Raw genomic sequence first — 1,166 nt, forward strand, 5'->3', positions numbered from 1 at the left:
GCATGACCGGCTTTGCCCGTCACCACGGGTCAAGCGGTCCCTACTCGTTCGAGTGGGAGTTGAAGTCGGTCAACGCCAAGGGATTGGACGTCCGGGTGCGGCTGCCGCAGGGCTGGGACGAGGTCGAGGCCTTCGCCAAGAAGCGCGCCACCGAGGTGCTGTCGCGCGGCACCGTCTACGCCAACCTCACGGTGAAGCGCACCGAGACCGGTGCGACGGTCCGCATCAACGAAGATGTCCTGGCTGCGGTGGTCAAGGTCGCGAGTTCGCTGTCCGGACGGATCGACGCCGTCGCGCCGAGCATCGATGGGCTCCTGTCCATCAAGGGTGTGATCGAGGTGGCGGAGCCGGAGACCGACGAGGCCGAGGACAAGGCCGCGAGGGAGGCGGCGATCGCGGCGTTCGAGACTGCGCTGAAGCATCTCGTCGAGATGCGCCGGCGCGAAGGCCATTCACTCGGAGAGATCCTCAACCAGCGCGTCGACGAGATCGAAGCGCTGGCGAAGAAGGCCGAGGCGTCGCCCGGCCGCAAGCCCGACGCCATCAAGGCGCGGCTGGCCGAGCAGGTCGCGGCCTTGCTGGACACCTCCGATCGTTTCGATCCCGATCGCCTGGCCCAGGAGGCGCTGCTGATCGCGGCCAAGGCCGATGTCCGCGAGGAGCTCGATCGCATCGCCTCGCACATCGCGCAGGCGCGCGAGATGCTCGGCAGGGGCGGGCCGGTCGGTCGCCGGCTCGACTTCCTCGCGCAGGAATTCCACCGCGAGGTCAACACCACCTGCTCGAAGTCGAACGACCTCGAGCTGACCAATCTCGGCCTCGAGCTGAAAACCGTGGTCGAGCAGTTTCGCGAACAGGTTCAGAATCTGGAGTGATCCATGGCGGCTCACGACGGAAGTTTTGACGGGGTCGAGCGGCGCGGCCTGATGTTCGTGCTGTCGTCGCCGTCGGGCGCGGGCAAGACGACGCTGTCGCGCATGCTGATCGAGCGCATGACGGGCCTGCAGATGTCGGTGTCGGCGACGACGCGGCCGATGCGGCCGGGCGAGGTCGACGGCCGCGACTATCACTTCGTCGATCGCGCCCGCTTCGAGGACATGGTCAAGCGCAACGAGCTGCTCGAATGGGCGACCGTGTTCGACAACCGCTACGGCACGCCGCGCGGG

The 1,166-nt window shown here is 67.3% G+C and carries 1 protein-coding gene and 1 pseudogene; both read left to right on the top strand.

Going from position 1 to position 1,166, the window contains the following annotated elements; genetic code table 11:
- Positions 1-2 precede the first annotated feature (2 nt).
- Complete coding sequence (locus tag BRAS3809_RS20375; RefSeq protein ID WP_008963937.1) at positions 3-875, top strand: YicC/YloC family endoribonuclease; 873 nt, start codon at positions 3-5, stop codon at positions 873-875.
- Positions 876-878: 3 nt separating this feature from the next.
- Positions 879-1,166: pseudogene (locus BRAS3809_RS20380) on the top strand (guanylate kinase); the annotation flags it as partial.

Source organism: Bradyrhizobium sp. STM 3809 (assembly GCF_000239795.1).
In the GTDB taxonomy this organism is placed as follows: Bacteria; Pseudomonadota; Alphaproteobacteria; order Rhizobiales; family Xanthobacteraceae; genus Bradyrhizobium.

Bases quoted from the DNA above. Each gene is read 5' to 3' on its own strand.
- BRAS3809_RS20375 (WP_008963937.1), top strand. From the start codon at position 3: ATGACCGGCTTTGCCCGTCACCACGGGTCAAGCGGTCCCTACTCGTTC.